We start from the raw sequence: 25,893 nt of genomic DNA, 5'->3' as shown, positions 1-25,893 counted from the left end.
GACGGGCGTATCGAAGGGTCAGGCGCGCGCGAGCGCGTCGAGGACGGTGGCGCTCGCTTCCCAGCCCATGCACTTGTCGGTGACGGACTTGCCGTAGACCAGCGGGGTGGCATCGGTGGACTGGGCACCGGGCTCGAGGAAGCTCTCCAGCATGACGCCGCTGATGTTCGACGCCTCGCCGGCCTCGCGGGTGGCACGCAGGGACGCGGCGATCTCGGTCGCGACCTCCGCCTGGCGGAGGTGGTCCTTGCCGGAGTTGGCGTGCGAGCAGTCGATCATCACACGTGCGGGCAGGCCGGCCTTGTCCAGGGCCGCAGCCGCAGACGCGATCGACTCGGCGTCGAAGTTGGTTCCGCGGGTGCCGCCACGCAGGATGATGTGGCAATCCTCGTTGCCCGCGGTCTCGACGACCGCGCCGTTGCCGAAGTCGTCGACTCCGAAGAAGACATGCTCCGCCGCAGCGGCTTTCACACCGTCGACGGCGACCTGGACGTTGCCGTCGGTGCCGTTCTTGAAGCCGATCGGCATCGACAGCCCCGACGCGAGCTGGCGGTGGACCTGCGACTCGGTGGTGCGGGCGCCGATGGCACCCCATGCGACGGCGTCGGCGATGTACTGCGGGCTGGTCGGCTCGAGGAACTCACAACCGACCGGCAGACCGAGATCGATGATGTCGAGCAGCAACGACCGGGCAGTCCGCAGGCCGCGCTCGACGTCGAAGGTGTTGTCCATCCCGGGGTCGTTGATGAGCCCCTTCCAGCCGACCGTGGTGCGCGGCTTCTCGAAATAGACCCGCATGACGATCTTCAGACGATCGGCGTAGGCCTCGGCCAACGGCGCCAGACGGCGCGCGTAGTCGATCGCGGCGATCGGATCGTGCACCGAACACGGTCCGACGATGACGAGCAGACGGTCGTCGCGGCCGGCGAGGATGTCGGCGATCTCGTCGCGGTCGCGGGCGACGGCCAGCGCACGACGTGCGGTAAGGGGCAGTTCGGCGCGGACCGTGTCCGGCGACGGGATCGGGCGGAAGGACTTGATCCGTCGATCAGAGGTCGATTCGGCCTTGTCGGCCGTGCGCGTGGAGAGATCCGGGAGTGTGGTCACGGTGTGTGCCTTTCGAGGTCATGCCCTGTCGGTGGTCCAACCGGGGCACGCCTTCACAGTGGTGGAGCCCCGCTCAAAACGACAAGAGCAGCGACCATATGGTCGCTGCTCGGGCTCCGGGTGTTACGTGCGCGCGCTTGGTCAGCGCTTCATCGTGGCCCCACCCGGAGCCTCGATAAAGCGCCAATATGCGCGCACGGTGCTGATCACGGCGACCACACTAGCACAGCAGTCTTGCCGACAATCCGGGGCCTACGGGTGACCGCGGTCGATCAGTTCGCTCAGGACGATGATCGACTCGGATTTGTCCACCGGGCCGGCCGCCCGGATGCGTTCCAGTGCCTGTTCGAGGTGGCGCACATCGCGGGCCCGCACCCGCAGGATGGCGTCGGCCTGACCCGAGATGGTCGCGGCGCTCACGACCTCGGGGATCGGTTCCCACGACGCCTTGAGTTCGTCGGGCGATATGTTGCCGCGGCAGTACACCTGGACGTAGGCCTCGGTGGTCCATTGCATGGCGTGTGGGTCGACGATGGCGGTGAAACCCCGGATCACCCCGTCGGCGAGGAGACGGTCGACACGGCGCTTGACGGCCGGAGCCGACAGGCCCACCTCGTCACCGATCTGGGCATAGGTCGCGCGGGCGTCTCTGGTGAGGGAGGCGATCACCTTTTGATCGAGATCGTCGAGAGTGCGCAACGGATACCCACTTTCCCCATGCCGTGTGATGATTTACTGCACAGATGCGCAATTCACGGCGATTGTTTGCACCATTGGCCAACGATACGCTCGATTCATGACGCTGACGAGCGCGGGTATCGGCGCGCCTCCGGTACGCGAGGCGCGGCTGCGGACCTACGCGATGACCCCGCCCGTGCACTTCACCGTGTCGTACGCGATCAATCCGTGGATGGACACCTCGGTCCCGGTGGACACCGACCTCGCGCTCTCCCAGTGGCACACCCTCCGGTCGGTGTACGAATCTCTCGGCCACACCGTGCATCTGGTGGACCCGGCGCCCGGTCTGCCCGACATGGTCTACGCCGCCAACGGCGGTCTCAGCGTCGGCGACACCGTCGTCGCCGCGCGCTTCGCCTTCCCGGAGCGGGCCGCGGAGGGCGACCTGTACGCGAAGTGGTTCGCCCGCAACGGATTCGGCTCCGTCCACCGCACCACCGGCATCCAGGAGGGCGAGGGTGACTTCCTGGTCGTCGGCGCACGGATCCTCGCCGGCACCGGTTTCCGTACCCAGACTTCCGCACACGACGAGGTTGCCGCGATCACCGGCCGGCCGGTCATCACCCTCGAGCTCGTCGACCCGCGGTTCTATCACCTCGACACCGCATTGGGCGTCCTCGACGACGCCACGATCGCCTACTACCCCGCCGCGTTCTCGGCACGCTCACGCCGCCTGATCGACGAGCTGTTCCCCGACGCCATCATCGCCACCGACGCCGACGCGGCCGTACTCGGCCTCAACCTGGTCTCCGACGGACTGCACGTCGTGATGACCGATCGCGCACCGCATCTCGAGGCCGAGCTACGCGAGGCCGGGTTCCGGCCGGTGACCGTCGATCTCTCCGAGTTGCTGAAGGGCGGCGGCGGGGTCAAGTGCTGCACATTGGAATTGAGGAGGCACGACACCATGTCCGACACACTCGTCCCCCACGATGAGGCATCTCCCGCAGGTCTCACGCTCGCCGCCGAACCGCATGTGGCGCACAACTACTCGCCGATCCCGGTCACCGCTGCGACCGCCGAGGGGGCGTGGATCACCGATGTCGACGGCAAGCGTCACCTCGACTGTCTGGGCGCGTATTCGGCGGTCAACTTCGGCCACCGCCATCCGCGGATCGTCGCCGCGGCACTCGAGCAGATCGAACGGGTCACCCTCACCAGCCGCGCGTTCCGTTCGGATCGTCTCGAACCGTTCTGCGCCGCACTCGCGGAACTGTGCGGCAAGGAGATGGTGCTGCCGATGAACACCGGCGCCGAGGCTGTCGAGTCGGCGATCAAGGTCGCCCGAAAGTGGGGCTACGACGTCAAGGGTGTCCCAGACGGCCACGCGACGATCATCGTCGCCGGCGGCAATTTCCACGGCCGCACCACGACGATCATCTCGTTCAGCGACGACCCTGATGCTCGCGCCGGATTCGGTCCGTACACACCGGGTTTCGTCCGGGTCCCCTACGGCGATGTCGAGGCGATCGCCGCCGCGATCGACGAGCGGACGGTCGGTGTCCTGCTCGAACCCGTTCAGGGCGAGGCCGGGATCATCGTCCCACCCGGCGACTACCTCCCGCGGGTGCGCTCCCTGTGCACCGACAACGACGTCCTGTTCATCGCCGACGAGATCCAGTCGGGCCTCGGTCGCACGGGACGCACCTTCGCCGTCGAACACTGGGACGTCGAACCCGACGTCTACCTGCTCGGCAAGGCCCTCGGTGGCGGGATCGTGCCGGTCAGCGCGGTGGTCGCGGATCGTGATGTCCTCGGCGTCCTGCACCCCGGACAGCACGGCTCGACCTTCGGCGGCAACCCGCTTGCCGCGGCGATCGGCCACACCGTGGTCGACATGCTCGCCGACGGCACCTGGCAGGACCGCGCCACCAACCTCGGCGACCACCTGCACACGCGCCTGAGAGAATTCGTCGGCCGCGGCGTCGTCGCGACCCGAGGCCTCGGACTGTGGGCGGGTATCGATCTCGACCCGGCACTCGGCACCGGCAAGAATTTCTGCCTGCGCCTCGCCGAGCACGGCGTCCTGGCCAAGGACACGCACGGTTCGACGCTACGGCTCGCCCCGCCGCTCGTGATCACCGCACCGGAGATCGACTGGGCGATCGATCAATTCGCCGAAGTTCTGGACGAACTCCGGTCCCGGTCAGCGTGATACGCGGTCGCGGTTGAGCCACCACGTCGACGTCGACAGGACCGTGGCGAAGGCGCACCATGCCGGGTAGGCGGCGAGCGCGGCCCCCGCCTTCGGATTCACGGCCGCGGTCCGCCGTGTCAGGTCGGCACTGCTGACCGTGAGGACGGCCGATGCCACCGACGCGGTGCCCAGCGCCCCTCTACCGAAGTAGATCCAGCTCCATGCCCCGTTGAGTGCGAGATTGGCACCGAGCGCGGCGATGTACGCCTGCTTCTCGTCTGCGGCCGGCCACTCGCCCAGGCCGTCGATCGTGGTGGCGGAGGTGACCGCGATGTCGGCGTAGAGGGCGGTCCAGGCCACCGGGAACACCCAGGCCGGCGGGACGAAGGACGGCTTCTTCAGCCGCGGGTACCAGGTCTCGACCGCGGGTTTGGTCACCACGCTGCCGATGGCGCCGGCTGCGGCGGTGGCGAGCGAGGTCCCGATCAGAGTGGAGATGCGCATTCCCATCAATACCCGTTCCGGCGAATCCGACACCTGCGCTGTCGAGCTGTCCTCAGCCGATCTGGGCGGCCAGCTTCTCCTCGTCCGTGACCGGCAGCCCGCAGACCGTTCCCCGGCACACATAGGCGGCGTCGCGTCCGTCGACCGGACCGCGTGCGACGAGCAGCGGATGCGAATCCTGTTCGCCGGCAACGACGACCGCCCCGCCGGGGACGTGAGCCCAGGCCGCCCGGGTCAGGGAATGATCCGACGCGGGGCCTTCGGCCACGGCTACCTGGATCGGCCCGGCGACCCGCGCCGACATCACCGACATCCAGTGCCCGGCCGATCGCGGCAGCTTGGCGACGATCACCGACGCGCGGGACAGGCTGTGCTCCAGTAGTTCTGCGTAACCGACCGCCTTGGCCGAATCGGCGAGCATCGATGCGGTGAGCAGCGCCTCGGCCATGAGCGACGCCCCCGATGGGGTGGCCCCGTCGATCGGATCCCGGGGCCGGGCGATGAGCCCTTCGCCGGTGGCGTCGAACCAGGCGCCGGGCGCCTCCGGATCGGCGAAACGCTCGACCGCGGAGTCGAGCAACCCCAATCCAGCGCCCAGCCATCGGGTTTCACCGGTGACCTGGAACAGCGTCAAGAGGGCCGTGCTCAGCGCCGCGTGGTCGTCGAGCCCGCCGTCGGACTCCCCCACGTCTCCGCCGAGCGACGAACGTCGGAGCCGCCCACCGACCAGGTGGTTGGTCAGCAACTCGTCGGCGCATCGAATGGCCTCGTCGACGTAGCTGACGTCACCCAGCCCGGCACCGGCCTCGGCGAGGGCGGTGATGGTCATGGCGTTCCACACGGTGACGACCTTGTCGTCGCGGGCGGGTTGGACGCGCCTGTCCCGCGCCTCGAGGAGCGCGGCGCGTACGGTGTCGAAGCGCTCGCGGTCGTCCGGGTCGGCCGGCAGCTGCAGTGTCGAGCGACCGTGTTCGAAGGTGCCCTGCTCGGTCACGACGAACAGTTCGGCGGCCCAGCGCCCGGTCTCGGGTCCGAGCACCTCGGCGAGCTCCGCAGGCGTCCACACGTAGGTGGACCCCTCCACCTCGTCCGCATCGGCGTCGAGCGACGAGGCGAACCCGCCGGGCACCCGCAGGTCCCGCCGGATGAAGGCGATGGTCTCCTCGACGACGCGGCGCGCCAACGGATCTCCGGTCCGCCGGGCGAGATGCGCATAGGCCCGCAGCAGCTGCGCGTTGTCGTAGAGCATCTTCTCGAAGTGGGGTACCACCCAGCCGGCGTCGACCGAGTACCGGGCGAAACCGCCGGCGAGCTGGTCGTAGATCCCGCCCCGGCCCATCGCATGCATGGTCCGGCCGGCGGCCTCGATCGCAGCGGCATCGCCGGTGCGTTCGGTGTGCCGGATCAGCGCTTCGAGGAGGGCCGAGGGCGGGAACTTGGGTGCGCCGCCGAAACCGCCGAGCTCGGTGTCCTCCTCATCGAGGACGGTCCGGACGCCGTGTGCGAGGAGCCGGTCGTCGACGGCGACGGTCCCCTCCGGCAACGGAGAGGTGTTCGCCACGATGTGTTCGCGCACCTTCGCGGCGGTGTCGTCCAGGTCGGCGCGACGCTGCGTCCAGGCCTCTCTGACCGCGGTCAGAACTTGTCGAAAAGAAGGGATCTGACCGTGCGGCCGCGGCGGGTAGTAGGTGCCGGCGTAGAACGGGTCGCCGTCTGGCGTGAGGAAGCAGGTCATCGGCCAGCCGCCCTGCCCGGTCATCGCGACGGTGGCACTCATGTAGATGGCGTCGATGTCGGGACGTTCCTCCCGATCGACCTTGACGCAGACGAAGTCACGGTTCATCTGGGCTGCGGTGGCGTCGTCCTCGAAAGACTCGTGCGCCATCACGTGACACCAGTGGCAGGCCGCGTAGCCGACCGACAGCAGAACCGGCACATCGCGTTCGCGTGCCTGCTTCAGAGCGGCGTCGGACCACTCCTGCCAGTGGACGGGATTGTCGGCGTGCTGCCGGAGATATGGGCTCGTCGCCGAGCCCAGCATGTTCGACGGACCGTCAGGTGTCCGCCGGGCGTCGCTCATCGGTCCCGGTCGTGCTCGTCGCGTCCTGGATTCCGGGTGCGGCGTCGTCGGCGGTGGTGACCGGCCCCGACGGGTCGGTGCCCTCGTCGAACGCCTGATCGGCCTCGGGGTGCTCGGTGTCGAAGGACTCCGGCAGCTTCTTGAGCTGGCGACTCATCGACCAGATCAGGAATGCGGTCCCGACCAGCAGCAACAGGATCACCAGCAGTCCCAGCGGAGACGACTTGCCGAACTCCGGCCCCTGCGGCTCCTCGGCCGCGACAACCATCACGGTGTTGACGATGTCGATGTTCATCACGCCTCGATTCCGGTGAACAGATCGGTTTCGGGCAGGGCGGTCTTCACACGCGTCTTGGCCAGCTCGAACTCCTCGGTCGGCCAGAGTCGCTGCTGCCACTCCAACGGTACGGCGAAGAACATGCCGTTGGGATCGATTTGCGTCGCATGCGCGCGCAGCGCGTCGTCACGCTGCGGGAAGTACTTGGCGCACTCGACCTGCGTGGTGACACGACCCATGAGGTCGCCCCGGCTCGGGTCCCACTTGCTGAGCCACTCGGTGAACGGGCTCTCCTGACCGTGACGCTCGAACTCGTCGGAGAAGAGCTCCATCCGGTCCCGGATGAACCCGTGCGTGTAGTACAGCTTCGACACCGACCACGGCTCACCGGTTCCGGGGAACGCGTCGGGATCGCCGGACCGGTCGAAGGCCGCCACCGACACCTCGTGGCACCGGATGTGATCCGGATGCGGGTACCCGCCGTGCTCGTCGTAGGTGATCATCACGTGCGGACGGAACTCACGGACCAGACGGACGAGCGCCTCGGTCGCCTCGTCGAGAGGAACGGTCGCGAACGAACCCTCCGGCAGCGGCGGCAACGGGTCGCCCTCGGGGAGTCCGGAGTCGACGAAGCCCAGCCACGTCTGCTTCACGCCGAGCGCCTCGGCCGCACGGGCCATCTCCTCGCGGCGGACCTCCGTCATGCGTTCTTTGATGCCGGGACGGTCCATCGCCGGATTCAGGATGTCGCCGCGCTCGCCACCGGTCAGGGTGACGACGAGCACCTCGTTGCCTTCGGCCGCATACTTGGCGGTCGTGGCCGCACCCTTGCTCGACTCATCGTCGGGGTGCGCGTGGACCGCCATCAGACGGAACACACCCGGCTGCGGGTCGTCGGCGTGGGATTCGGTCACAGTTCCTCACCTTCGGATCGCTACTGGTCCCATGGTAGGTATTGACGCGTGAACAGTTCGGATGGGGGCGCCGCGGAGCGCCCTCGCAGCGGCCCGCGCGCGACCTACCCGGAGAATTCCGCGTCCGCTCAGACCCGTCGGCGCTGGTTCCTCGCCCTGTCGATACTCGTCGTCGTGGCCGGCGTCACCCTGGCGGCGGTCGGCTACAGCAAGTTCGGCACCGCCGACGTCTCGGGCGAGGCCACCGGTTACGAGATCCTCGACGACAACACCGTCGCCGTGCAGTTCACCGTCGACCGCTCCGACCCGAGCAAGCCCGCGGCCTGCGTGGTGCGCGGACGGTCGAAGGACGGCAGCGAGACCGGCCGGCGCGAGATCCTGATCCCGGCCGACTCCGCCGAACGGATCGGCGTCCGCACCGAGGTCACCACGTCCAAGCCGCCGGTCATCGGTGAGGTCTTCGGCTGCACCGTCGACGTGCCCGCCTACCTCCAGCCCGAGTCGTGAACACGCGGCAGCCCCAACCGGTCGACGCGGCAGCACCCCGCGCCGCGTTCGCCTCCATCGGCAGCCGCTATTTCCCGCTCCTCGTCGCACTGTTCGTCGGTGTGATGCTGATCAGCAACGTCACCGGCACCAAGGGTGTCGTGCTGTTCGACGACTGGCTCAACCTCGACCTGGGCCCCATCCACATGCAGGGTCTGGTCACCGACGGAGCCTTCTTCCTGTTCCCGCTCGCCTACGTCCTGGGCGACGTGATCAGCGAGGTCTACGGCTTCCGCGCGATGCGCCGCACGATCCTGGCCGGCTTCGCCGTGCTCATCCTCGCCTCGCTGTGCTTCTGGCTGACCATTCATCTACCCGCTGCAGATTTCTACGAGGGCCAGGAGGCTTTCGAAACCGTCGCCGGCGTCGTTCCGCAATTCCTGCTCGCCGGACTTGCCGGATATGTGGTGGGTGAATTCCTGAATTCATTCGTGCTGGTCAAAATGAAAGAGCGTGCCGGTGAGCGGCATCTGTGGGCGCGCCTTCTGGGGTCGACGGTCGTCGGCGAATTCGCGGATACTCTCGTCTTCTGTTCGATCGCGGCCACCGCGCTCGGAATCTCCACCTGGGGAGATTTCGTCAACTACACGATTGTCGGGTTTGTCTGGAAAACCCTGGTGGAGATCGTCATCATGCCGGTCACGTATTTCGTTGTGGGATGGTTGAAACGAGCCGAACCCACCTACCAGGAAGCACTCGACGCGGCAACGGCTGGATCAACTGATGTGCCATAGGTCTCATCGGCTGGTACGATGATCGGATACACGGCTCCGCGAGGGGTCGTGTTGCTGCATTTATAGCAGTCCATATGCCGCGCGGTGAAAGAGTCGCATCGCGGCGCGGACAACACGAAGGAGTGACCGATGACCGACACCCAGGTGACCTGGCTGACCCAAGAGTCGCACGACCGCCTCAAGAGCGAGCTCGACTCATTGATCGCCAACCGTCCGGTCATTGCTGCCGAGATCAATGAGCGACGCGAAGAAGGCGACCTCAAGGAGAACGGTGGCTACCACGCCGCCCGCGAAGAGCAGGGCCAGCAGGAGGCGCGCATCCGCCAGCTGCAGGAACTGCTGAACAACGCGAAGGTCGGCGAGGCGCCGACCCAGTCCGGCGTCGCCCTGCCCGGTTCCGTCGTCACCGTCTACTACGACGGCGACGAGAAGGACACCGAGACCTTCCTCATCGCGACCCGCGAAGAAGGCGCCTCGGGCGGCAAGCTCGAGACCTACTCCCCCAGCTCGCCCCTGGGCTCGGCCCTGATCGACGCCAAGGTCGGCGAGACCCGCGAGTATTCGGTGCCCAGCGGCGCGACCGTCAAGGTGACCCTCGTCAGTGCGGAGCCGTACCACGGCTGATCCCAGACCACGAAGCGAGCCCGGGACGACGGTCGTCCCGGGCTCGCTTCGTCTGATGAACCTCGTTTCGACGTGCAGACTTCGATCGACGTCTACAGGTCGGGACCGAGGTTCGCCGGTCCGAGGGTGCGGTCAGCCGAGGTTGACCTTCACCCCGCCGGAGAACATCGAATCGTGGAGCTCGATGCTGGCCGGCTTGGCGTCAACGGGCATGTCGTAGACGACCTTGACCTCGACAGTGTTACCCGGATTGATGTTGTCCCAGACGGGAATGTCGCTCCCGCCGAGGTAGATCTGCGCGGTGGTATCGGGCTCGAAGCTACGGCCCTCGGTGTCGACGAGCTTCTGGTTGGTGGGCGAGAAGTCCTTCGGCTCCTTGCTGGTGTTGTTCACCGTCATGATGACCACCACGAACTGCCCCTGGGCCTCCGCCGTGAGGAACTCGTTGTCGCCGACCGACGACAGACCCGACTCGACGTTGGTGACGACGAACTCGAACTTGCCGTCGCGCACCGGCGTGTTCAGGCCGGCAGCCTGCTCATCGGCCTTCTTGTCGCCGTTGTCGCCGTTGTCGCCGCCCGAGTCGGCCTGCTCGCCGGAGTTCGAGCTGCCCGACGACGCGGTTTTGTCGGATGAATCGTCTCCACCGCCGGACACGGCGGCGATGATCACGATCAGCGCCACCAGGATGCCGACGATCCACGGCCACTTCTTCTTCTTCGGCGGCTGGATCGGCGCCTGGTACGCCGGCGGTGCACCGTACGGACCGGGGGCTCCGTACTGGGGCTGCTGCCCGTAGGGCTGTCCGGGCTGAGGCTGTCCCGGGTAGGGCTGTCCGGGCTGAGGATTCTGGGGGTCGGTCATCGTGTTCCTTCTCGAATGCGGTCCCGGGAAGCGGGACGCTCAAATCTCATTCTGCACAACAGGTCTGACGCTTCCGACACGTCGTTCACTCAGTCGAATCGCGCCCAAGATCGCGACGATCACAGTCATTCCCGAGACATTTCGGTAACGACGGAGTCGTAGGGCCAGGTACTTCTGGCTAACTGTGGTCGGCCCCGTGCACGGCCTGTTCGTGGGTGAAACCCTCGAACTCCAGCTGCTCGATCAGGCCCTGTCGCGAGAACGGGGAGTACTCACGGTACTGACGGGCCTTGTCGGTGGCCTGTACAAACCAGTTCACCTCACCGTCGGCCTCGAGCTGATCGACGGCCGCGGACGCGTCGGAGTATGAGAATCCCTCGAACTCCAGCTGGTCGACCAGTCCCGACTTCGAGAAACTGGTGTACTCGAGGTATTCCCTCGCCTTCGCGACCGCGTTCGACTTCTCCGACACGAGCTTGATCGCGGGAGCCTGCACGCTCGGCGATGCCTGTGAGGAGACATTCGTGCCGAAGCCGGCCACGACCCCGATCATCATCACGAACGCCGCCAGGACGCCTGCCGCCCACGGCCATCTCTTCTTCTGGGGGTTGCTCATCGGTTTTCCTTCTCTGCTCACGGTTCTGGGAAGTGGAACCGCGTCTGAGAGCAAGGTGTCACGGGGGTACGACAAAAACGTTGGCGCACAGTGTCATCCGATCAGATGATTCCGGTCCGACCGGCAATCAGGTCGACTTCGTCCCGACGTGCAGACGTCGATCGAAGTCTGCACGTCGGGACCGAGGTTCGCCGGTCAGGCAGCGAGCGTGTCCAGCCACGGAGCGAGCACCCCGACCAACTCCCCGCGTTCGAGCGTCGCCCACGTCCAGCGGACGACCATGATTCCCTGCGCGCGTAGCGCATCCTCGCGTCTCTTCTCGCGAATCAGCGCATCGCGTGCGGTCTCTCCGAGACGCAACAACCGTCCGTACTTCTGCATACCGTCGAATTCGCCGACAAGCTTTCCCTCCCAATCGAAATCGGCACGCGCAGGTCCATCGCTCGTCTGAAACGTATGCTGCAGACGAGGAATCGGCAGCCCGGCCGCAACCATCTGTGCCCGACTCCATGATTCACCGACGCTCTCCGACGCGGCGTCGGCAAGCAAGAGTGCGCGTCGTGCAGTACCCACGCCCCGCCATCGATCCCGCAACTCGAGGATCGTCGTCATTGCTGCGCGGTCGGCTTTCAGTGCGAGTGCTCGGTCGAAGACGACCAGAGCTCGTTCGAAGTCGCCGGCCATCGCGACATCGACGGCGGTGCGCTCGAGGGTGGTGACCGGAACACCGTCGACGTCGGTGATGTCGTCGGGCGACAACGGGCCGGCGTGGACGATGCGGTGGCCACGCACGAATCCGCCGCGCACATGTGTCTTCGTGAGATGGACGAGCTCGCGCTCCGGATGGAGCTGCGACAGTCCGAGCACGGCTGCCGCCGAGTCATGACTGAGCGTCGACGTGTCTTGGTCGCGTGCAGAGGTCGCGACAGCGATCGACTTCAGGCGGTACAGCTCATCGTCGGCGGTGTCGGATTCCGGCACCGGCACCGCACATACGCCGGGAGCAAGCCGGACGAGTTCACCTCGCCAGACCGCACCTGCGACGACATCGTCGGATATGCCCAGCCTGAGGGTCGCCTCGCGTCGGATGAGTCCGTGCCGGTCGGTCGGGAAAACAGTCATATCTCTTGGACGCAGCACAGCCGCAATCGGTTCACTCGTATTCGCCGAGCGGCCGGTCCCATCGCGGAAGCGCCTGTGGGACCGACGGGTCGATGCTTCAATGGGCCCCATGGGACGTTCCTATTCGCTGGAGACCTTCGACCTCGACTTCTTCGACGACGCACCGGTGCGCCACGTGATCGACGTCCGGTTGCCGGTCACGCCGCAGCGCGCCTGGACGGAGTTCACCCGCCAGAACACCCTGGACTGGTGTCGCGCGATCAAGAAGATCGAGTTCACCTCTCCCCCGCCCTACGGTGCGGGCGCGACTCGGAAGGCGGTGCTCGGTCCCGGCTACGTGACGCTTGAAGAGGATTTCTTCCACTGGACCGAGGAACCCGAAGCGGGCAGGTTTCACAACGCCTTCCGGGTCAGGAGCGCCAATGTGCCGGGTATCCGACGATTCGGCGAGGCCACCCAGATCGACCCCGCCGACGTCGGCTGCCGCCTCCGGTGGACCTTCGCTCTCGAGCTGCCCACCGACTCCAAGATCGTCACCGCTTTCTCGGGTCCGGCGTCGTCGACCGTGTACAAGACCATCGAGGCAGACACACTCAAGTACTTCGCGAATCTGTTACCTGCTACCTAGACGCCGCTGCCAGGATCACGCAGCGGAGACGATTGAGGTGTGACGATCGATCGTCTCGACCCTCAGCGATGAGAACCGATCAACGTCGAGCTCACCGACGAGACCTGCCAAGAGCTGTACTGGCAACTGACTGCGCCGCAGCCTGGAATCAACGGATGTGAGCGGCAGGGTCACCGTTCCGGCGTCGACGACAGACAATCCGTTCAACCCACGCTCAACCGAACGCCGGAACGCTCGATGTCTCGTCAGAACGTGAATCACGAGGACGCCGAACTCGTCATCCAACTCGAGCTCATCGTATTCGTCATTCAAATCGTCCTAGTACTCACACATTTCGGCGTCCGTTGCCTCGCGCCGAAGCCAGAGGAGTCCATCGATGGAGACCTCGCGTTGTCGGAGCCCGAGATGGACGTCCCCAGCCTGATATCGACCGACGGACGATTCGAAGAGTGCAAGTCCACCTTGCTTGGCCCTGTTCCGCCCGAACATGAAGACCAGATCATCGAAGTCATAGCAGTCGAGTAGCCCTTCGACGACGTCCAGTGCGGAGTCGGTCACCCATGCGAGCGGCATCGATGCAACCTCACGCCGTGCGCGAAAGGAATTGAGAGTCAACGCATAGACCTCCTCCGAGGTCTTCCGTAGATGAGCCCACCGCTTGAGGTTCGCCAACAGTCGTCGACGGACAATCTCTTCAGATCCGCTTCGGTGACAGCGCTGACGCCCGACGACCAGAAGACTGCACAGGTGACCGCTCCGTCCACAAACTGACGGTCACACCTCCCGCAGAAACCCTGCCTCACTCAACGCGCGACGGACGTCGTGCTGATGGTCGGGGCCGCGGGTCTCGACGCTGACCGTCACCTGCACCTCGCCGAGGTAGAGGTCGTCGGCGACGCGTGAGTGCACGATGTCGATGACGCTGGCGCCGAGATCGCGGAGCAGCTCCAGGAGTGCGAGGAGCCCGCCCGGTCGGTCGGAGACGGTGGCGGTGAAGGTCAGGAACCGGCCGGCCGCGGTGAGGCCGTGGGTCGTGACGTGGCGCAGCAGCAAGGGGTCGATGTTGCCGCCGGACAACACGACACAGACTTTCCCCGACAGGTCGAGGGTGCCGCCGACCGCCGCGGCAACGCCTGCTGCACCGGCGGGTTCGACGACCATCTTCGCCCGTTCGAGCATCAGCAGCAGCGCAGTGCTGAGTTCTTCCTCGCTGACCGTGACGACCTCGTCGACGTACTCGGTGACGTGGGCAAACGGGACATCACCCGGCCGGGCCACGGCAATACCGTCGGCCATGGTGTTCATCGACCCCGCAGGTACCGGACGCGTCGCGGCGAGCGACGTCGGCCAGGCCGCGGCCTGTGCTGCCTGCACACCGATGACGCGGACATCCGGCCTCGACGCCTGTACCGCCGCGGCGACTCCGGCGAGCAGACCGCCGCCGCCGAGCGGTGCGATGATGGTGGTGACGTCGGGCATCTGCTCGAGAATCTCGACCCCGACCGTCGCCTGACCGGCGACGATGTCGAGGTGATCGAACGGATGGATCAGCACCGCACCGGTCTGATCGGCGTACCGCTGGGCTTCGACGAGGGAGTCGTCCACCGTCTCACCGGCCAGAACCACTTCGGCGCCATAGGCTTTCGTCGCCGCGATCTTCGGCAACGACGCGCCGGTCGGCATGTACACGCGTGCGGTGATCCCCAGCTCGGTCGCCGACCAGGCGACACCCTGCGCGTGGTTCCCGGCGCTCGCCGCGACGACGCCGCGGGCGCGCTCCTCGGCCGTCAGCCGAGAGATCCGCAGATAGGCACCCCGCGGCTTGAACGAGCCGGTCCGTTGCAGGTTCTCGCACTTGAGCCAGACGTCGGCCCCGCTCCGCTCGGAAAGCACACGGGACGCCACCATCGGCGTCCGCCGGACGACGCCGGACAGCTCGGTGGTCGCCTTCTCGATGTCAGCCGGGGTCAGCAGCATGGCGCTCAGCGCAGCGCGTTCTCCAGGTCACCCCAGGATGTCGTCGATGTCCTCGATACCGACCGACAGGCGGACCAGGTTGGCGGGGACCTCCAGCAGCGAACCGGCCGTCGACGCGTGGGTCATCGCGCCGGGGTGCTCGATCAGCGACTCGATGCCACCCAGCGACTCGGCGAGCGTGAACACCTCGGTGCGGGCGCAGAAAGCCTTGGCCTCTTCGATGCCGCCCTTGACCAGGACCGACACCATCCCGCCGTAGCGCTTCATCTGCTTCGCCGCGACCGCGTGGCCCGGGTGGTTCTCGAGTCCCGGGTACAGGACGGCCTCGATCTTGTCGTGCGAGTTCAGGAACTCGACGACCTTCTCGGCGTTGTCGCAGTGGCGGTCCATCCGGACGGCGAGCGTCTTGGTGCCGCGCATCGTCAGGTAGCCGTCGAACGGTCCGGGAACCGCGCCTGCGCCGTTCTGCAGGAACGCGAAGGCCTCGTCGAGTTCTTCACTGTCGGTGACCAGCGCACCGCCGACGACGTCGGAGTGACCGCCGAGGTACTTGGTGGTCGAGTGCAGTACGACGTCGGCACCCAGCGTCAGCGGCTGCTGAAGGTACGGCGAGGCAAAGGTGTTGTCCACCACGAGCTTCGCCCCGGCCTCGTGCGCGATGGAGGCGATCGTCTCGATGTCGCCGACGTTGAGCAGCGGGTTGGTGGGTGTCTCGGTCCAGACGAGCTTGGTCTCCGGACGGATGGCGTCACGGACGGCGGCGACATCGGACACCGGTGCCACCGAGTAGGTGATGCCCCACTGGGTGAACACCTTGTCGATGAGACGGAAGGTGCCGCCGTAGGCGTCGTTGGGGATCACCAGGTGATCGCCAGGGCGCAGCGTCGAACGCAGCAGGCAGTCGGTGGCGGCCATGCCGGACGCGAAGGCGCGGCCGTAGGTTCCGTGCTCGAGGGCGGCGAGGTTGGCCTCCAGCGCGCGTCGCGTCGGGTTGCCGGTGCGGGCGTACTCGAAGCCGTCGCGCAGTCCGCCGACGCCGTCCTGGGCGAAGGTCGAGCTGGCGTAGATCGGCACGTTCACCGCGCCGGTCTGAGGGTCCGGATCGTAGCCGGCGTGGATGGCGCGGGTCGAGAAACCTTGCCAGCGAACCGAATCCGCGGCGCTGCGTCGTTCACTCACAGTGTGGTGCTCCTATCCGACGATCGGGTGGCTCGAGACGAACGCGAGCAGGTCGTGGCGCGTGATGACGCCGATGGGCTTGCCGTCCTCGACGACCATCAGGGCATCGCTGTCGCCGAGCGCCTTGGTGGCGGCACTGACCGGCTCACCGGAACCGATGAGCGGGAACGGATCTCCCATGTGTGCCGAGACGGGATCGGCCAGGCTGGCGCGGCCCTCGAAGACGGCGCTGAGCAGATCGCGTTCGGTGACCGCGCCGGCGACCTCACCGGCCATGACCGGCGGTTCGGCACCGACGACCGGCATCTGCGACACCCCGTATTCACGGAGGATCTCGATGGCGTCGCGCAGCGTCTCCTGCGGGTGGGTGTGGACGAGGTCGGGCAGGGCGCCGGTCTTGCCGCGCAGCACGTCCCCGACCAGCGACTCCTTGGTGTTGGCGTCCAGCGGCGTGCGGAGGAAGCCGTAGCTGCTCATCCACTCGTCGTTGAAGATCTTCGCCATGTAGCCGCGTCCGCCGTCCGGGAGCAGGACGACGACGACGGCGTCCGGTCCCTCACGCTCGGCGACCTGGAGGGCGGCCACGACGGCCATGCCGCACGAACCGCCGACGAGAAGTCCTTCCTCGCGGGCGAGGCGGCGCGTCATGTCGAACGAGTCGGCGTCGGAAACGGCGATGATCTCGTCGGGGATGCTCGGGTCGTAGGCGGCCGGCCAGAAGTCCTCACCGACACCCTCGACGAGGTACGGGCGCCCGGTCCCGCCGGAGTACACCGACCCCTCGGGGTCGACGCCGACGACCTTCACCGCGCCGTTGGAGACCTCCTTGAGGTAACGCCCGGTGCCGGTGATGGTGCCACCGGTTCCGACGCCGGCCACGAAGTGGGTGACCTTGCCGTCGGTGTCCGCCCAGATCTCCGGGCCGGTGGTCTCGTAGTGGCTCTGCGGGCCGGCGGGGTTCGCGTACTGGTTGGGCTTCCACCCACCCTCGATCTCGCGCACCAGGCGATCAGAAACGCTGTAGTAGCTGTCCGGGTGCTCCGGCGGCACGGCGGTCGGGCAGACGACGACCTCGGCACCGTAGGCACGCAGCACGTTGCGCTTGTCCTCGCCCACCTTGTCGGGGCAGACGAACACGCATTTGTACCCGCGCTGCTGCGCGACGAGCGCGAGGCCGACACCGGTGTTGCCGGACGTCGGCTCGATGATGGTGCCGCCGGGCTTCAGTTCGCCGGAGGCCTCCGCGGCGTCGATCATCCGGACCGCGATGCGGTCCTTGCTGCTCCCGCCGGGATTGAGGTATTCCACCTTGGCCGCGACCAGCCCGGATCCGGGCGTGGTGACAGAGTTCAGCTTGACCAGAGGGGTGTTGCCCACCAGGTCCACAACGTGATTGGCGATGCGCATGTCTCCATGGTCCCAGAACCGCCGTCGTCCCCGTCACTCGGCCGTCGTCAACCCGCGGGTCCCTCTGCCGGCCTGCCGTTCCCTCTAGACTGGCGGCCGTGTCCGGTTTGAGTCGCAGGGTCGGTACCGACGGTCGATTCTGGGGTCGGGTCGCCCGCGACGTCGGGGCCACGGCGGCAGCCACCGCGGCTGGAGCAGGCGCCGGCTGGGCGGTGTGGAACTACCTCAACGGCCAGGCCGCGACCGCCCGCACGGTGATCCCCCACCGCACCGACAACGCACCCGAAGGCGACGGCGTCTACCACCCGGACGGGCGGGTGACGCGCTACACCCGCGACACCCCGATCGACCTGTTCCTGACCGTCTTCGGCGATTCCACCGCAGCCGGGCTCGGCGTCGACACCGCCGACGAGACACCCGGCGTCCAGGTGGCGCGGCGCGTCGCGGCCGAGACCGGCAGGACGGTCCGCTACGCCAACAAGGCCATCGTCGGTGCGACGTCGAAGGGCCTTGCCGCCCAGATCGACGCGATGTTCATCGCGCGCGAACGACCGGACGTCGCGATCATCCTGATCGGCGCGAACGATGTGACCTCCCGCAACGGCATCCGCGCGTCAGCCCGTCGGCTCGGCGACGCCGTGCGCCTGCTCGTCGGCGGCGGCGCGAAGGTCGTCGTCGGCACCTGTCCCGACTTCGGGGTGATCACGGCCATCCCCCAACCGTTGCGAACCGTGTTGCGGCAGTGGGGCCTTCGACTCGCCGCCTTGCAGCGCTCGGCGGTCCGCGCCGCAGGTGGACACCCGGTTCCGCTCGCCGATCTGATGGCCAAGGAATTTCGGGCCCAACACGATTTCATGCTGTCGCCGGATCAATACCACCCGTCGGCGGCGGGGTATGCGCTCGCCGCCGACATCCTGCTGCCGCCGGTCCTCGACGCCATCGGCGAATGGGGCTCGGCCCCGCTGCCCGAGCCCCCGGAGGAATCGCCCGCGGTGGAGCAGACGCGAGTGGCCACCGGGCTCCGCCGCCTGCTCAAGCAGGTGTGATCTCCCACCCCAATGCGACCAAGCATCTGCTTGGTTGGGTAGCGTGAGCGCATGGCTGAAGCAGTTATCGTATCCACCGCCCGCTCCCCGATCGGCCGCGCCGCCAAGGGATCCCTCAAAGACGTCCGTCCCGACGAACTGTCCCGTCAGATGGTCGAAGCGGCCCTCGCGAAGGTGCCCGAACTCGACCCGGCCGACATCGAGGACATCCACTGGGGCATCGGCCAGCCCGGCGGACAGGGCGGTTACAACATCGCCCGCGTGATCGCCGTCGAACTCGGTTACGATCACGTCCCCGGCGTGACGGTCAACCGCTACTGCTCGTCTTCGCTGCAGACCACCCGCATGGCGCTGCACGCCATCAAGGCGGGAGAGGCCGACGTCATCATCTCCGGCGGCGTCGAGAGCGTGTCGAGCTTCGGCGTCTCCGGCGGTGCCGACGGCGCCCCGAACTCCAAGAACCCGCTGTTCGACGACGCGATGGCGCGCACCGAACTCTCCGCCGCCGGCGACGCCGGAATCTGGCACGACCCCCGCCAGGACGGACTCATCCCGGACGTCTACATCGCGATGGGCCAGACCGCCGAGAACGTCGCCACCTTCACCGGCATCTCGCGTGAGGACCAGGACCGCTGGGGCGTCCTCAGCCAGAACCGTGCGGAGGAGGCCATCAAGTCCGGCTTCTTCGAGCGCGAGATCGACCCGGTCACCCTGCCCGACGGTACGCAGGTCACGACCGACGACGGCCCGCGCGCGGGTACGACGTACGAGAAGATCTCGCAGCTGAAGCCCGTCTTCCGCCCCGACGGCACCATCACCGCCGGTAACGCCTGCCCGCTCAACGACGGCGCCGCCGCACTGGTCATCATGAGCGACACCAAGGCCAAGGAGCTGGGCCTGACCCCGCTCGCCCGGGTCGTCGCCACCGCCGCCACCGGCCTGTCGCCCGAGATCATGGGCCTGGGCCCGATCGAGGCGATCCGCAAGGTGCTCAAGATCTCCGGGATGTCGCTGTCCGACATCGACCTCGTGGAGATCAACGAGGCCTTCGCCGTCCAGGTGCTCGGCTCGGCGAACGAGCTCGGCATCGACCACGACAAACTGAACGTGTCGGGCGGCGCCATCGCCCTCGGCCACCCGTTCGGTATGACCGGCGCGCGGATCACCACGACCCTGCTCAACAACCTCCGCACCCACGACAAGACCTTCGGCATCGAGTCGATGTGTGTCGGCGGCGGTCAGGGTATGGCCATGGTGCTCGAGCGCCTCAGCTGACGCGAGCCTCGACTCCTTCTTCGACGCCCCTCGCCGCGTTCGGTCCCAGGATCGCAACGCTGCGGGGGGTTGTTCGTCGGTAGATCGCCCACGCGATGACCGTGACGCCCACGATGTAGATCTCGGCCGGGATCGCCCACGCGTTGTTGGTCGCGTGGTTGTCGTGGAGGTAGTACTGCGAGATGTGGCCGGCGAGGTCGCCGCCGTAGCTGATGGCCAGCGCCCAGACCGCGGCGTCGAGCCATCCGCCGCGGTTGCGGACCCGGAAGGTCAGCACGCACAGCAGCCCGATCGCGATGTCGTTCCAGCCGAGTTCCCACTGGAACATGCCGGGAACGTAGTCGGGTCCGATGTCCTTGGCGAGTTCCGCAGCGTTGGGGCCGACATGGCCGACGCCGGCGAGGACGCCGAAGACGCCGCCGGGCACGAGAATCCACAGCAGCACCAGTTCTGCCACGCGGCCGGTGGTGCGTCTCCGCGCCGACCGGTCCACCAGTATGTGCACGATCGCGCCGACGACCATCAGCGCCAACTGAAACAGGAACCAGACCATGCTCGATGGTCGGCATGTTTCCGGTTCGCCGAGGTGCGCTTGACGACGATTTCCCCCGCTCAGATGACAGCGAACCCCGCACTCGAGAGTGCGGGGTTCGCCGTGGCGTCCGGTGCGGCCGTCGCCGCGTCGGGAACTAGTCCGAGTTGAAGTAGCTCAGCAGACGCAGGATCTCGACGTACAGCCAGACCAGGGTGACGGTCAGACCGAGGGCGACGCCCCAGGCGGCGCGGTCGGGTGCGCCGGCGCGGATCAGGCGATCCGCCGAGTCGAAGTCGAGCAGGAAGCTGAACGCCGCCAGCGCGATGCAGACCAGCGAGAAGATGATCGCGATCGGGCCGCCGTCGCGCAGGATCCCGGCCTCACCGGTGAACAGGCCGATGACCAGGTTGCCCAGCATCAGCACGAGCACGCCGATCATGCCGGCGAACAGCATGCGGGTGAAGCGCGGCGTGACGCGGATGGCGCCGATCTTGTAGACGAACAGCATGCCGAAGAACACGCCGAACGTACCGAGGACCGCCTGCCCGATCAGGGCTCCGGCCGAGATGTCACCGCCGACGACCAGGTTCGCGAAGACGAACGAGATCGAACCGACGAACAGACCCTCGAATGCCGCGTAGGCGAGCACGATGGCCGGGTTGTCCTGCTTGCGACCGAAGGTCGCCACCAGGACGAGGACGAGGCCGCCGATCGCGCCGACCATCATCAGCGGCAGCGCGAGGCTCGTCTGAGCGGCCTCGGTGGCTCGGCTGGCGATGCCGAAGTAGGTCGCGATCGCGACAACCGTGAGGACACCCAGGGTGATCGCGGTCTTGGTGACCACGTCGTCGATCGTGAGCTGGCGGGTGGCCGACGGTGCCTGCGGGCTGTACGGATCCGTGGCCTGACCGTACTTGTTCATCGAGACGCCGGCGCCGGCCATGCCGGCCCCGAATCCCGCGTACCCGGATTGATTGTCGCGGACCACGCCGCGCATCACCGGATTGCTGCTCTCTCGCACGAAGCGCTCCTTAATCGGTACGGATGTATACCGTGTCAACGTCGGGTCATTCCTGTGAGTTCCCTGACGGGATCACAAGACGACCGTGTCGAATGCGACTTTACCGGCCCTTGACCATTCTGTCGTTCACGACCGCTCTCCGTCCTGCCGGGAACGGAGCGTCATCAGCCAGGACCGAGCGGTTTCGGAGTCCCGAGTTCCTGCGTTCACGGTCATCACCGCACGTCCCAGGCACACGGCCTTCAACATCGACTCGGCCCGCTCGAACTGGTCTCCCCAGCCCAGGCCGGGCTTGGCGAGCATCAGCGAGGCGATGCCATGCGCGGCGGCCCAGAGTTCGAGGACGACGTCATTCACCTCGTCGCGGTCGAACATGCCCTCGTCGGCGAGCTCGGTCACCGTGTCCACGAACCGCGTGTAGGCGCTGGCGGTCAGCACCTGGTCGACCTTGGAGGGATGTGCGGCGTCGGCGGGCTTCCCGAAGGCGACTCGGTAGAGCACCGGGGTCGCGACGGCGAATCGGATGTAGGCGAGCCCGAGTTGCAGCGCACGGTCCAACGGGTCGGTGATGTCCTCGGTGGCGGCGTCGAGCTGGGCGTCGAGTCGCTCGAAGTACCGGGCGCACACGGCGTCGAGCAGCGCGCCCTTGTCGGCGAAGTGCAGGTAGATCGACGGCGGGGTCACCCCGACGCGAGTAGCGACCGCCCGGATCGACATGGCGGTGTCGTCTCCGTGCTCGACCAGGAGTTCACCCGCGGCCTCGATGATCTCCTCGGCGAGGATCTCACCTGCCCCGCGAGGCGACCTCGCCCGTCTGCGTGTCGTCACTGTTCTCCTGCGCTCGATCCTTCTCCTGAGTCCGGTGCCGACGTGGTGGGTCGTCCCCCGGAGGGTCTTCGGCAGCTTCCTCGGACAACCCGAAGCGGTCGTGGAGCTTCCGCAGCGGGGGCGGCGCCCACCAGTTGGCGCGTCCGACGAGGCGCATGAACGCCGGCACCAGGAACATCCTGACCAGGGTCGCGTCCATCACCACGGCCAGCGCCAGCCCCACTCCGAACATACGCATGAACGACACCTGGGAGGCCGCGATCGCGGCGAAGACGATGCTCATCAACAGCGCCGCCGCGGTGATCACCCGGCCGGTACGCGCGAGGCCCAATGCGACCGCGTGGTCGTTCGCCTCGCGGGTGCGGTCGGATTTCAGCCATTCCTCTCGCACGCGTCCGAGCAGGAACATCTCGTAGTCCATGGCCAGACCGAACGCCACGCAGAACAGCAGGACGGGCACGGTCGCGTTGAGTGTTCCGGTCGCCGTCGTGCCCAGGCCGTCGAGGTGACCCTCCTGGAAGAACCAGACCATCGCGCCGAAGGTCGCCGACAACGACAGGATGTTGAGCGCCAGTGCCTTCAGTGGGAGGACGACGCTACCGGTGAAGAGGAACAGCAGGACGAATGTGGCGACGGCGATGATGGCCAGCACCCAGGGCGTGTGGGCGAAGATCGAACTGACGGTGTCGTCGGTGGTCGCCGCCAGACCGGTGAACAGGGTGTCCGTTCCCTCGGGTGCGGGCACCGCACGCAACGCGTCGAGCTGAGCCATGCCCGCATCGCTCGTCGGGTCGCGATCGGTGGACACGTTGACGACGTGCACGTCGCCGCGGCTCTCGTCGGGACTGCCGGGCGCGAGCAGCTCGCCGCGGACGAAGGTCCCCGCCGACGAGCCGGCCGAGTTGACGTCGTCGACCTGCGACAGCGCCCTCGTGTACGCGGCGAGCGATTCCGGCCCCGCCGGCCCCTGCACGACGATGGTGATGGCCGAGGAGAGGTCGTCCTCGTAGTCGTCGCGGATCTCCTGCTGGATGGCGTGCGAACTGGCGGACTCCGGGAGCACGCGGTCGTCGGGGAAGCCCATCCGGAGTGAGAGGAACGGTGCGCCGAGGACCAGCAGGAAGATGGTGACCACCGCGGCGACCGGCAATGCATGGCGCAGGACCCACTGGACAAGGCGGTACCACCTGGTGTCCTCCGGCTCGCGCGGCTGCGGTGGCGGCAGATGCAACAGCCGACGCACGGGTTTGCGTGCGTCGAGAGCGTCGATCCGATCCCCGAGGACCATCAGCACGGCCGGGGTGATGATGAGCGCGGAGAACGCCGCCACGGCCACGACTCCCAGGCCGGCGAAGGCGAAGGAACGCAGGAAGTACTGCGGGAACAACACCAGCGCACTGAGCGAGAGCGCCACGGTCACGGCCGAGAACGCCACGGTCCGACCGGCGGTCGCGAGAGTACGGACGATCGCGTCAGGACGTTCGAGCCCCCGGTCGACCTCCTCCCGGTAGCGCGTGAGCAGCAGCAACGTGTAGTCGATGGCCAACGCGAGACCCAGTGCGGTGGTCAGGTTCAGCGCGAACACCGAGACGTCGGTGACCGATCCGATCGCCCGCAGCAGCGCGAACGTCAGGATGATCGAGATGATCCCGATGCCGACGGGCAGGGCCGCCGCGATCAGTCCGCCGAACACGAAGATCAGCACGATGAAGGTGATGGGGATGGCGATCGCCTCGGCCATCAACAGGTCGGACGAGGTCTGCTCGTTGACCTGGGAGTAGACGAGCGCCTGGCCGCCGACCCGGATGGAGATCCCGTCGCGTTCCCCGGTGAACTCCTGTTCGATCTGCGCGGCCCGGGCGGGGGCCAGGTCCTCGCCGCCCTCGAGGGCGGCGATGATCAGTGTCGACGTCCGGTCGCGGCTGACCAGCGCGGAGTCGAGGGCCGGGTCGGCCCAGACCGACAGGATCTGGTCTTGCACATGCTCGTTCGCATCGAGTTCACGGATGATGTTGTCGGCCAGGGCTTTCGCGGTCGGGTCGCGCGAGATGTCCACGCCGTCGGGACCGTCGAGTTTGAGGACGACCTGGATTCCGCCGCGGTTGAACGTCTCGGCGAGCACCTTGTCGGCTCTCGCGGATTCGGCATTCGGAGCGCTGTAGCCACCGGCCAGGAGATGTTCGGCGGCGGTCGCACCGTACGCGCCGCACACCACGATCAGCACGAAGGCGCCGAGCAGCACCCTCCTCGGCATCGCGATGATCAGCCGTGTCGATCGAACCACCGTGCGTTCCCCTCGCCTCGGTCGACTTACGGCGTTAAGTTATCAGCAGTAAGTTAGCGGGTCAACGGTGTTTTCCCGGCGTGAACTTCCATCCCGAGCCCGCGACGCACGGTGCGGAGCTCGCGTTCGATGACGGCGGACTCCGAGCCGAGCAGCCCGGTCGTACGGATGATCTCCCGCAAACGGATCGCCGGGCGCGCGACGTCGACGAGGTGATGCAGCGGCGAACGACGTAAGCCCATCCGCCGCGCAACCGAGCGTTCCACCCACCGCGTCGAGATGGCGGAGAACGACGATCGGAGAACGGGACCGGTCACCGCATCGAGCGCGGAGACCAGGACCGAGGGCACCGGGATCGGCGCGGCACCGTGTACGACGCCGGGCAGGTCGTAGCCCTCGTGCAGCAACGCCTTGATGAGCACCTTCGACGAGTCGTCGGGCTGGAGTTCGAATTCGGCGGCCACCCGGAACAGGTCGGCTGCCTCGGCGTGGCTGGCCGGGAGCAGGTCGTCGTCGACGCCGATGACCCAACCGATCCACCGCCACAGATGCGTGATCGCCTCGCGTTCGGCGCTGCTGTAGTGGATACCGAAGTCACGTGCGACCAGCAGCGGCAGTGCGAGGAAACCGCAGGAGATGGTCATGACCGAATACGTCTGGTTGATCGGTACGCCCCACTCGGCTTCATCCCAGCCCGGCGCACCCTCGTCATGTGGGTGGCGGAGGACATCTCGGATGTAGGCGTGCAGCAACCGAATGCGCAGTGTCGCAACCCAACCCGGGTTCCCTGGAAGCATCGCGCCCGGTGTGGTGGCCTCGGCGACCCAGCGCGCGGTCGACTGCACCCGATCGCGGGTCCCCAACCCGAGGCGCCCGGTCGCGACCAACGGCCGGACAAAGCCCTGCGCCTTGTATCCGTAGATCAGCGATTGGTAGAGCGTCGACGACTGAAGCGTGCCGAATCGCCACCACGCACGGGCCCCCGACGCCGCGAATGCCGCGTCGAACCAGGTCGGCGGGGCGCTCGTCACCTGCAGCAGGCGACGCATCGACGCCGGCATCTCGATCCGGTCGGGATCACCCGCCTCCGCATCCGCATGGGACTCCAGCAGATCGACGAGTGTCGAGAACGACATGCCTCGTTCGCGGGCCTCGACGACCACCGCGTCGGCAAGCGGATCGCCCTGCAACAGGCCGACCTCCAGACGGTCGACGAGTTCGGGATGCCGCGTTCGGACAGCCTCCCAGTTCCGTGCGCCGGTCACCGCTGCCGCGTCCATGTCTCCGATGATCACCCGCTCAGGTGAGCGGGTCAAGGAAGGACGGGTCGAGGAACAAGCAGGTCACGGAGCCTGACTATGCTCACTCCGAAGCCCCCATAGCCCAATTGGCAGAGGCAGCCGACTTAAAATCGGCACAGTGTCGGTTCGAGTCCGACTGGGGGCACCGG

At 67.1% G+C, this 25,893-nt stretch carries 25 protein-coding genes, 1 tRNA gene and 1 pseudogene; 8 read left to right on the top strand and 19 right to left on the bottom strand.

Going from position 1 to position 25,893, the window contains the following annotated elements; genetic code table 11:
• Positions 1 to 18 precede the first annotated feature (18 nt).
• Complete coding sequence (locus tag RVF83_RS13595) at positions 19 to 1,107, bottom strand: 3-deoxy-7-phosphoheptulonate synthase (protein ID WP_005195724.1); 1,089 nt, start codon at positions 1,105 to 1,107, stop codon at positions 19 to 21.
• A 252-nt stretch (positions 1,108 to 1,359) separates the two neighbouring features.
• The gene (locus tag RVF83_RS13590) at positions 1,360 to 1,806 is read right to left on the bottom strand and encodes an Lrp/AsnC family transcriptional regulator (protein ID WP_005195723.1); all 447 of its coding nucleotides are present in this window, start codon (positions 1,804 to 1,806) and stop codon (positions 1,360 to 1,362) included.
• Between the two features lie 97 nt (positions 1,807 to 1,903).
• Between RVF83_RS13590 and rocD the strand changes: the two genes are divergently transcribed.
• Complete coding sequence (rocD, locus tag RVF83_RS13585; RefSeq protein WP_005195722.1) at positions 1,904 to 4,000, top strand: ornithine--oxo-acid transaminase; 2,097 nt, start codon at positions 1,904 to 1,906, stop codon at positions 3,998 to 4,000.
• Here rocD and RVF83_RS13580 read toward each other — a convergent pair.
• The 4 genes from RVF83_RS13580 to mca are packed head-to-tail and all read right to left on the bottom strand — an operon-like array spanning position 3,992 to position 7,757.
• Positions 3,992 to 4,486: a TspO/MBR family protein gene (locus tag RVF83_RS13580; RefSeq protein ID WP_005195721.1), complete on the bottom strand. Its 495-nt coding sequence runs from the start codon at positions 4,484 to 4,486 to the stop codon at positions 3,992 to 3,994. The genes rocD and RVF83_RS13580 overlap by 9 nt on opposite strands.
• A gap of 52 nt (positions 4,487 to 4,538) precedes the next feature.
• The gene (locus RVF83_RS13575) at positions 4,539 to 6,527 is read right to left on the bottom strand and encodes a thioredoxin domain-containing protein (RefSeq protein ID WP_005195713.1); all 1,989 of its coding nucleotides are present in this window, start codon (positions 6,525 to 6,527) and stop codon (positions 4,539 to 4,541) included.
• 13 nt (positions 6,528 to 6,540) lie between these two features.
• The gene (locus RVF83_RS13570; protein WP_005195712.1) at positions 6,541 to 6,861 is read right to left on the bottom strand and encodes a hypothetical protein; all 321 of its coding nucleotides are present in this window, start codon (positions 6,859 to 6,861) and stop codon (positions 6,541 to 6,543) included.
• Complete coding sequence (gene mca, locus RVF83_RS13565) at positions 6,861 to 7,757, bottom strand: mycothiol conjugate amidase Mca (protein ID WP_005195711.1); 897 nt, start codon at positions 7,755 to 7,757, stop codon at positions 6,861 to 6,863. Before mca ends, RVF83_RS13570 begins: the two co-directional genes overlap by 1 nt.
• Positions 7,758 to 7,805: 48 nt before the next feature.
• Between mca and RVF83_RS13560 the strand changes: the two genes are divergently transcribed.
• The 3 genes from RVF83_RS13560 to greA all read left to right on the top strand — a co-directional run bounded on the left by RVF83_RS13560 (position 7,806) and on the right by greA (position 9,661).
• A complete protein-coding gene (locus RVF83_RS13560) occupies positions 7,806 to 8,264 on the top strand; it encodes a DUF4307 domain-containing protein (protein ID WP_005195709.1) in 459 nt (152 codons plus the stop codon).
• Positions 8,261 to 9,037, top strand: a complete 777-nt coding sequence (locus RVF83_RS13555) for a queuosine precursor transporter (RefSeq protein WP_005195707.1) — start codon at positions 8,261 to 8,263, stop codon at positions 9,035 to 9,037. The genes RVF83_RS13560 and RVF83_RS13555 overlap by 4 nt, the downstream gene beginning before the upstream one ends.
• Before the next feature lie 129 nt (positions 9,038 to 9,166).
• Positions 9,167 to 9,661: a transcription elongation factor GreA gene (gene greA / locus RVF83_RS13550; protein ID WP_005195705.1), complete on the top strand. Its 495-nt coding sequence runs from the start codon at positions 9,167 to 9,169 to the stop codon at positions 9,659 to 9,661.
• 132 nt (positions 9,662 to 9,793) lie between these two features.
• On the opposite strand, the gene RVF83_RS13545 is transcribed toward greA, so the two are convergent.
• The 3 genes from RVF83_RS13545 to RVF83_RS13535 form a co-directional block, all read right to left on the bottom strand.
• Complete coding sequence (locus RVF83_RS13545; protein ID WP_005195703.1) at positions 9,794 to 10,525, bottom strand: DUF4352 domain-containing protein; 732 nt, start codon at positions 10,523 to 10,525, stop codon at positions 9,794 to 9,796.
• Positions 10,526 to 10,703: 178 nt separating this feature from the next.
• Entirely contained in the window at positions 10,704 to 11,141 is a 438-nt protein-coding gene (locus tag RVF83_RS13540; protein ID WP_005195701.1) for an Ltp family lipoprotein, read from the bottom strand.
• A 195-nt stretch (positions 11,142 to 11,336) separates the two neighbouring features.
• On the bottom strand, positions 11,337 to 12,263 hold the full coding sequence (locus RVF83_RS13535; protein ID WP_005195698.1) for a type IV toxin-antitoxin system AbiEi family antitoxin: 927 nt from the start codon (positions 12,261 to 12,263) through the stop codon (positions 11,337 to 11,339).
• Positions 12,264 to 12,372: 109 nt separating this feature from the next.
• On the opposite strand from RVF83_RS13535, the gene RVF83_RS13530 reads away from it, so the two are divergent.
• A complete protein-coding gene (locus tag RVF83_RS13530; RefSeq protein ID WP_039880046.1) occupies positions 12,373 to 12,891 on the top strand; it encodes a hypothetical protein in 519 nt (172 codons plus the stop codon).
• A gap of 15 nt (positions 12,892 to 12,906) precedes the next feature.
• Here the strand turns inward: RVF83_RS13530 and RVF83_RS13525 are convergent, their stop codons facing one another.
• The 5 genes and pseudogenes from RVF83_RS13525 to RVF83_RS13505 form a co-directional block, all read right to left on the bottom strand.
• On the bottom strand, positions 12,907 to 13,203 hold the full coding sequence (locus RVF83_RS13525; RefSeq protein WP_039880045.1) for a hypothetical protein: 297 nt from the start codon (positions 13,201 to 13,203) through the stop codon (positions 12,907 to 12,909).
• A 6-nt stretch (positions 13,204 to 13,209) separates the two neighbouring features.
• Positions 13,210 to 13,464, bottom strand: a complete 255-nt coding sequence (locus RVF83_RS13520; protein ID WP_157226821.1) for a hypothetical protein — start codon at positions 13,462 to 13,464, stop codon at positions 13,210 to 13,212.
• 201 nt (positions 13,465 to 13,665) lie between these two features.
• On the bottom strand, positions 13,666 to 14,868 hold the full coding sequence (gene ilvA, locus RVF83_RS13515; RefSeq protein WP_005195688.1) for a threonine ammonia-lyase: 1,203 nt from the start codon (positions 14,866 to 14,868) through the stop codon (positions 13,666 to 13,668).
• Between the two features lie 5 nt (positions 14,869 to 14,873).
• A pseudogene (locus RVF83_RS13510) lies at positions 14,874 to 16,047 on the bottom strand (cystathionine gamma-synthase).
• 12 nt (positions 16,048 to 16,059) lie between these two features.
• Positions 16,060 to 17,454 carry a cystathionine beta-synthase gene (locus tag RVF83_RS13505; protein ID WP_005195686.1) on the bottom strand — a complete coding sequence of 465 codons (1,395 nt, stop codon included), beginning with the start codon at positions 17,452 to 17,454 and terminating at the stop codon, positions 16,060 to 16,062.
• A gap of 98 nt (positions 17,455 to 17,552) precedes the next feature.
• On the opposite strand from RVF83_RS13505, the gene RVF83_RS13500 reads away from it, so the two are divergent.
• Complete coding sequence (locus RVF83_RS13500) at positions 17,553 to 18,500, top strand: SGNH/GDSL hydrolase family protein (RefSeq protein ID WP_174351874.1); 948 nt, start codon at positions 17,553 to 17,555, stop codon at positions 18,498 to 18,500.
• A 51-nt stretch (positions 18,501 to 18,551) separates the two neighbouring features.
• A complete protein-coding gene (locus tag RVF83_RS13495) occupies positions 18,552 to 19,775 on the top strand; it encodes an acetyl-CoA C-acetyltransferase (protein WP_005195684.1) in 1,224 nt (407 codons plus the stop codon).
• Here the strand turns inward: RVF83_RS13495 and RVF83_RS13490 are convergent.
• The 5 genes from RVF83_RS13490 to RVF83_RS13470 form a co-directional block, all read right to left on the bottom strand.
• Positions 19,768 to 20,328: a DUF6790 family protein gene (locus RVF83_RS13490; RefSeq protein ID WP_005195682.1), complete on the bottom strand. Its 561-nt coding sequence runs from the start codon at positions 20,326 to 20,328 to the stop codon at positions 19,768 to 19,770. The genes RVF83_RS13495 and RVF83_RS13490 overlap by 8 nt on opposite strands.
• A 136-nt stretch (positions 20,329 to 20,464) precedes the next feature.
• Positions 20,465 to 21,331: a Bax inhibitor-1/YccA family protein gene (locus RVF83_RS13485; RefSeq protein WP_005195680.1), complete on the bottom strand. Its 867-nt coding sequence runs from the start codon at positions 21,329 to 21,331 to the stop codon at positions 20,465 to 20,467.
• Between the two features lie 126 nt (positions 21,332 to 21,457).
• Positions 21,458 to 22,159 carry a TetR/AcrR family transcriptional regulator gene (locus RVF83_RS13480; protein ID WP_005195679.1) on the bottom strand — a complete coding sequence of 234 codons (702 nt, stop codon included), beginning with the start codon at positions 22,157 to 22,159 and terminating at the stop codon, positions 21,458 to 21,460.
• Entirely contained in the window at positions 22,116 to 24,443 is a 2,328-nt protein-coding gene (locus RVF83_RS13475) for an MMPL family transporter (RefSeq protein WP_005195677.1), read from the bottom strand. Before RVF83_RS13475 ends, RVF83_RS13480 begins: the two co-directional genes overlap by 44 nt.
• 53 nt (positions 24,444 to 24,496) lie before the next feature.
• Complete coding sequence (locus tag RVF83_RS13470) at positions 24,497 to 25,723, bottom strand: oxygenase MpaB family protein (RefSeq protein ID WP_005195675.1); 1,227 nt, start codon at positions 25,721 to 25,723, stop codon at positions 24,497 to 24,499.
• Positions 25,724 to 25,815: 92 nt separating this feature from the next.
• Here RVF83_RS13470 and RVF83_RS13465 point away from each other — a divergent pair.
• Positions 25,816 to 25,889, top strand: a tRNA-Leu gene (locus RVF83_RS13465).
• Positions 25,890 to 25,893 lie beyond the last annotated feature (4 nt).

Source organism: Gordonia rubripertincta (assembly GCF_038024875.1).
Taxonomy (GTDB): domain Bacteria; phylum Actinomycetota; class Actinomycetes; order Mycobacteriales; family Mycobacteriaceae; genus Gordonia; species Gordonia rubripertincta.
Note: the sequence above shows the minus strand (reverse complement) of the source record. Positions and strands in the feature narration are given on the sequence as shown.

What these genes read in the sequence shown, in the direction of transcription:
- RVF83_RS13520 (WP_157226821.1), bottom strand. Translation starts at nt 13,464, where the DNA reads ATGCCGCTCGCATGGGTGACCGACTCCGCACTGGACGTCGTCGAAGGG.
- RVF83_RS13495 (WP_005195684.1), top strand. Translation starts at nt 18,552, where the DNA reads ATGGCTGAAGCAGTTATCGTATCCACCGCCCGCTCCCCGATCGGCCGC.
- RVF83_RS13545 (WP_005195703.1), bottom strand. Translation starts at nt 10,525, where the DNA reads ATGACCGACCCCCAGAATCCTCAGCCCGGACAGCCCTACCCGGGACAG.
- RVF83_RS13535 (WP_005195698.1), bottom strand. Translation starts at nt 12,263, where the DNA reads ATGACTGTTTTCCCGACCGACCGGCACGGACTCATCCGACGCGAGGCG.
- RVF83_RS13540 (WP_005195701.1), bottom strand. Translation starts at nt 11,141, where the DNA reads ATGAGCAACCCCCAGAAGAAGAGATGGCCGTGGGCGGCAGGCGTCCTG.
- RVF83_RS13575 (WP_005195713.1), bottom strand. Translation starts at nt 6,527, where the DNA reads ATGCTGGGCTCGGCGACGAGCCCATATCTCCGGCAGCACGCCGACAAT.
- ilvA (WP_005195688.1), bottom strand. Translation starts at nt 14,868, where the DNA reads ATGCTGCTGACCCCGGCTGACATCGAGAAGGCGACCACCGAGCTGTCC.
- rocD (WP_005195722.1), top strand. Translation starts at nt 1,904, where the DNA reads ATGACGCTGACGAGCGCGGGTATCGGCGCGCCTCCGGTACGCGAGGCG.
- RVF83_RS13470 (WP_005195675.1), bottom strand. Translation starts at nt 25,723, where the DNA reads ATGGACGCGGCAGCGGTGACCGGCGCACGGAACTGGGAGGCTGTCCGA.
- RVF83_RS13505 (WP_005195686.1), bottom strand. Translation starts at nt 17,454, where the DNA reads ATGCGCATCGCCAATCACGTTGTGGACCTGGTGGGCAACACCCCTCTG.
- RVF83_RS13570 (WP_005195712.1), bottom strand. Translation starts at nt 6,861, where the DNA reads ATGAACATCGACATCGTCAACACCGTGATGGTTGTCGCGGCCGAGGAG.
- RVF83_RS13490 (WP_005195682.1), bottom strand. Translation starts at nt 20,328, where the DNA reads ATGGTCTGGTTCCTGTTTCAGTTGGCGCTGATGGTCGTCGGCGCGATC.
- greA (WP_005195705.1), top strand. Translation starts at nt 9,167, where the DNA reads ATGACCGACACCCAGGTGACCTGGCTGACCCAAGAGTCGCACGACCGC.
- RVF83_RS13530 (WP_039880046.1), top strand. Translation starts at nt 12,373, where the DNA reads ATGGGACGTTCCTATTCGCTGGAGACCTTCGACCTCGACTTCTTCGAC.
- RVF83_RS13580 (WP_005195721.1), bottom strand. Translation starts at nt 4,486, where the DNA reads ATGCGCATCTCCACTCTGATCGGGACCTCGCTCGCCACCGCCGCAGCC.